4 protein-coding genes and 1 pseudogene are annotated in these 4130 nt (G+C 59.6%); 4 read left to right on the top strand and 1 reads right to left on the bottom strand.

The genetic code is table 11. The annotated features are described in order from the left end of the window. Positions 1-390, top strand: a pseudogene (locus L2A60_RS19955) (hypothetical protein); the annotation flags it as partial. 80 nt (positions 391-470) lie between these two features. Here the strand turns inward: L2A60_RS19955 and L2A60_RS19950 are convergent. Continuing rightward, positions 471-665, bottom strand: a complete 195-nt coding sequence (locus tag L2A60_RS19950; protein WP_235706211.1) for a hypothetical protein — start codon at positions 663-665, stop codon at positions 471-473. A 234-nt stretch (positions 666-899) separates the two neighbouring features. Between L2A60_RS19950 and L2A60_RS19945 the strand changes: the two genes are divergently transcribed. The 3 genes from L2A60_RS19945 to L2A60_RS19935 all read left to right on the top strand — a co-directional run bounded on the left by L2A60_RS19945 (position 900) and on the right by L2A60_RS19935 (position 3449). After that, positions 900-1502, top strand: a complete 603-nt coding sequence (locus tag L2A60_RS19945; RefSeq protein WP_235706210.1) for a DUF433 domain-containing protein — start codon at positions 900-902, stop codon at positions 1500-1502. Next, on the top strand, positions 1499-1882 hold the full coding sequence (locus L2A60_RS19940; protein ID WP_235706209.1) for a DUF5615 family PIN-like protein: 384 nt from the start codon (positions 1499-1501) through the stop codon (positions 1880-1882). Before L2A60_RS19945 ends, L2A60_RS19940 begins: the two co-directional genes overlap by 4 nt. A gap of 448 nt (positions 1883-2330) precedes the next feature. Next, the gene (locus L2A60_RS19935; RefSeq protein ID WP_235706208.1) at positions 2331-3449 is read left to right on the top strand and encodes an IS110 family RNA-guided transposase; all 1119 of its coding nucleotides are present in this window, start codon (positions 2331-2333) and stop codon (positions 3447-3449) included. Positions 3450-4130 lie beyond the last annotated feature (681 nt).

Here is a 4130-nt window from a genome sequence, read left to right as displayed (position 1 = left end):
GGCTGGCCGGGCACGATGGGGCAGGCGATGAGCGTCGGTCGACAAATTCGACCGCTGAAAACCACTCCGGCGCCACGCATGCAGATAATTTCAGTCATGGAACGCAAATTCACCCAAATCTCACTCCGACAGGCTGCTAGTCCGATTATCGCGACGAGGATCGAACGGGAAATCGTAGAGGCCCTCACCAGCGCGGGACTGCCATTGATGCGCAACAAGCTGCATGAAAGGCAGGCCTACAAGGCGGCGTTCGTGCGGCGACTGGCGCTGCATGAACTCGACGGCGAGCAGGTAAATGGCCTGTCCGAAGCGTTGAAAAACGCGGAGTATTTGGCTGATGAGTTGGTTGATATTCTGGCGCCGGCAGAATCCCGGCAGGAGATTGCTTGATGACTGAGGACGCTTTTGGGTTTTCGGGATCGAAGCCATCGACTGCCGAGCGTCTCCGTGCTTTCCGGCCGGCGGCACCTTCAGCAGAGCCTGTGCCAGCCGATCTTGCCCGTGTTGACGCAGCCGGCGAGCGTGTTGGATTCAAGAGCCGAGAGCGGCCGGAGCCAGTCCCAGTTGCGCGGCGGCGCAAGAAGGAAATCGGACCTACAACGGCGATTAATACGCGAGCGCCGCAGCGTGTAGCGGTCCCTTGCATAGCTTTCTGCGAAGAACACCGATTCTCGTATTGGGAGGGAATCGAGGAGTTGATGCGACGCGCAGGTCTCGTCGGGGAAGAGTGACGTCGCAGTTATCCCTTCAGGCAGCGTTTCCGACTCAGGCCGAGCAAGGAGGATGAGATTTCAGCAGAACAAATGCAAGCTGCGGGCTATCCCTTGTGTTTTTCTCACAAAAAATATATTCTCTAAGTTAAGAACAATTATGGTGTTTCGATGCGAGCACAAGAGACCTTGTTCACGCCGACCGAAGCGGCTGTCGTAACGCGACTGCCCCTGAAGGCTGTGTACAACGCGATCGACAGGAAGACCGTCCCTGCAACGACCGGCAGTCGAGCCGGCCATGCGACACGCTTGCTGGACCTGGGCGCGCTCGTGTCGCTGGCGCTCGAGCGCAGGCTTGCCGACCGGTTGGTGCCCGAGCTACGGCGCGAGGTCTTCACAGCGGTCGCGAACGCGCGCCGGAACGTCGTATCTGTCGAAGGAGGCCTCCTCAAGATCGACCTGCGAGAGCCGCGGCGAGAGCTGGCGGTCTCGTTGCGCGAGCTTCGTCGCGCGCGTGGCTTGGTTGCGACAGATCCGGAGGTTATGGGCGGCGATCCCGTGTTCCGGGGGACACGGATACCGGTTCACGTAGTTGCCAGCCTCCAGGAGCAGGGGGCAACAGAGGCAGAACTGCTCGCAGGATATCCGCGCCTTACCCCGGATATGATCCGCCTCGCGCCGATCTACGCTGCCGCCTATCCGTTGCGTGGACGCCCGCGTGCGCAGCCGTGGCGGGGCAAGCCGCCAGCTCACGCCAATCGCCGCAGTCTCGCGGCGATTGCTGGGGCATGAGGTTCCTGATCGACGAGTGCTTGAGCGTCGATCTGGTCCGCATCGCGATCGGGAGAGGGCATCAGGCCGAGCACGTGGCCCATGTCGGCAAGGCTGGGTGGAAGGACTGGAACGTCGCGCGGTATGCGCATGAAGGTGATTTCGTGCTGGTCACGAACAATGCCGTCGATTTTCGACGGCTCTACGCGAAGCAGGAGCTTCATGTCGGCCTGATCATTATCATCCCCAACGCCGGATTGAGTTTGCAGAGGCAGCTTTTTCAAGCAACACTCGAGGAGTTGGCCACCCAAGGAGAGCCGATCAATTGCGTGCTTGAGGTTGATCTGATCGGCGACGAAGCGACGTTTGCCATCTATGATCTGCCGGAAAGTTCTTCTTGAAAGGGTAAGCGCACCGGCCACCAAGGGTCGGATCCTGTTCTTGTCAGGAACTGGCTTCTTCCAGGCAATTCTGTTGCAGCATATCGCCCGCAATCAGTGCTGTCGGGCAATTTCAATTTGTTCGAACATCCTCGATATCCGCCGCTTTTCGAATCGCAAACATGGCACCCCAGGGATCCTGATGCTCTCCGTGTACGGAAAACACTGTCGGAATGGGATGCGGCAACCCGAGCTGCCCGATCGGAACTGGCCGTGTTTGCCCTTGTTGTTGATGCCAAAGACGACCGGGCCGAAGCCTTTTATCGTCACCACGGGTTTACAGCTTTCGGCCCTGAACCCAGGCAGACCGTATGTTCGTTGTCCGAGAGGTGGCTCGTCCGCAGTATGCGACGAGCGAGGGTTGCGCCGGATAGGCCGGTGCCGAGCCTCTCGCATAGGAGGACGAGCCGTGCGGCAGGATAGCAAGATCTACGTGGGACTGGATACGTCGAAGCTGAAGATCTCGGTGGCTGTGGCCGAGGCGGGGCGCGAGGGTGAGGTGCGCTTTATCGGCGATATCGACAGTGCGCCTGATGCGGTAGAGCGGCTCGTGACGAAGCTCGCCAAAAGGCACCGGGAGCTGGCCTTCTGTTATGAGGCCGGACCAACCGGCTATGGCCTGCATCGTCAGATCACACGGCTTGGCCATGAATGCATTGTGGTTGCGCCGTCACTGATCCCGAAGCGACCTGGAGAACGGGTTAAGACCAACCGCCGTGATGCGCTGACCCTGGCCAAACTGCACCGTGCCGGAGAACTGACCGCCGTCTGGGTGCCGGATCCTGGACATGAGGCGGTGCGGGAACTGGTACGTGCCCGAGAAGCCGCAATGGAAGATCTGCGGCGCACCCGTCAGCATCTCCAGTCCTTTCTGCTCCGCCATGGCCGGGTCTTCACCGGCCATGACGCATGGACCAAAGCGCATACACGGTGGCTGTGCGAGCAGAGCTTCGAGCATCCCACCCAGTATCTCGTGCTGGCCGAGTATCGTCAGGCGATTGAAACTGCAGAGATCCGGCTCAAGCGTTTGACCGGACAGGTGGCCGAAGTAGTCGCCTCGTGGTCCATGGCACCGGTGATCGCCGCCCACCAGGCGCTGCGCGGCGTCGCTTTCCTGACCGCCGTCACCTTCGTCGCCGAAATCGGCGACGTGCACCGGTTCGACAGTCCGCGTCAGCTAATGGCGTATCTCGGCCTGGTGCCCTCGGAAAACTCCACCGGCGAACGCATCCGGCGCGGCAACATCACCAAAGCCGGCAACAGCCGAGCACGCCGCGTACTCATCGAGGGGGCCTGGACCCACCGCTTCCCCGCCCGCATGAGCCGCCTGTTGCAGGAGCGGCAGGTCGGCTTGGCCAAAGCGGTCAGCGACATCGCCTGGAAAGCTCAGGTCAGGCTCTGTGGCCGCTACCGCAAGCTCATGGCGCGCGGCAAGCGCCAGTCTGTCGTCACCGTGGCAATCGCTCGGGAAATGGCAGCCTTCCTCTGGGCGATCGGCCGAGAAGTGGAGCCGCACTGCACAACCTGATCGGTCGCCGAATTAGCCTCCGTCTCATTCCACCTCAGCACAGGAGAACAGTCAGAACCGACATCATTGTTACGCAACGCTGGAGGCAGGGCCCCGGTGGGGAATTCTCGTACGAATTGTGTGGCCGACATTGTCGACGCCCGCTGGCAGATCGAGGCAGCCCCAGACGAACACACGGAAATGCGGTACCCAACCCGCGCATCAGAGTCTGCAAACCGTCGTCTCAGCGGCCCTGTCTCCTGCGCTGCGCAACAATCATCCCCTGCTCAACTCCGAGAGGATCGGAGATCGCCCTCTCACGCCGAAAGCCCTGGACAACGAACATCAGAGTTCATCCTTTCTCTGACGAATTTCGGAATAAAAGGGTAACAAATTGGGCGTGACGTGTCATTCTTGCGCCCGAGTCGTGCCAGATTGCAGCGGTTCGGCGGACCCAAAATTCGCTTTAGATGTTTTATAAAAAACTAACGATTACAGCATGTAAGCATGACGTACTGTGACAATGCTATGGACAGTCCCACCGGAGTCCTAGTAGTTTTGTTACTAGGAAAGAGAGAGCCGATTCGGTCATGTCTAAGCCGAAGTTTTCACTTTGAAACTGCTTGAACGCATTGGGTGGCTTGGGATAGCGCGGTTTTATATTTGAATGATGTGTCCATACATTGGGCTTGCGGCGCGACT

The organism is Acidiphilium iwatense, from assembly GCF_021556475.1.
In the GTDB taxonomy this organism is placed as follows: Bacteria; Pseudomonadota; Alphaproteobacteria; order Acetobacterales; family Acetobacteraceae; genus Acidiphilium; species Acidiphilium iwatense.
This window is presented reverse-complemented; position numbering and strand designations above follow the sequence as displayed.

Excerpts from the sequence above, each read along its gene's own strand:
- L2A60_RS19940 (WP_235706209.1), top strand. The coding sequence starts at position 1,499 with ATGAGGTTCCTGATCGACGAGTGCTTGAGCGTCGATCTGGTCCGCATC.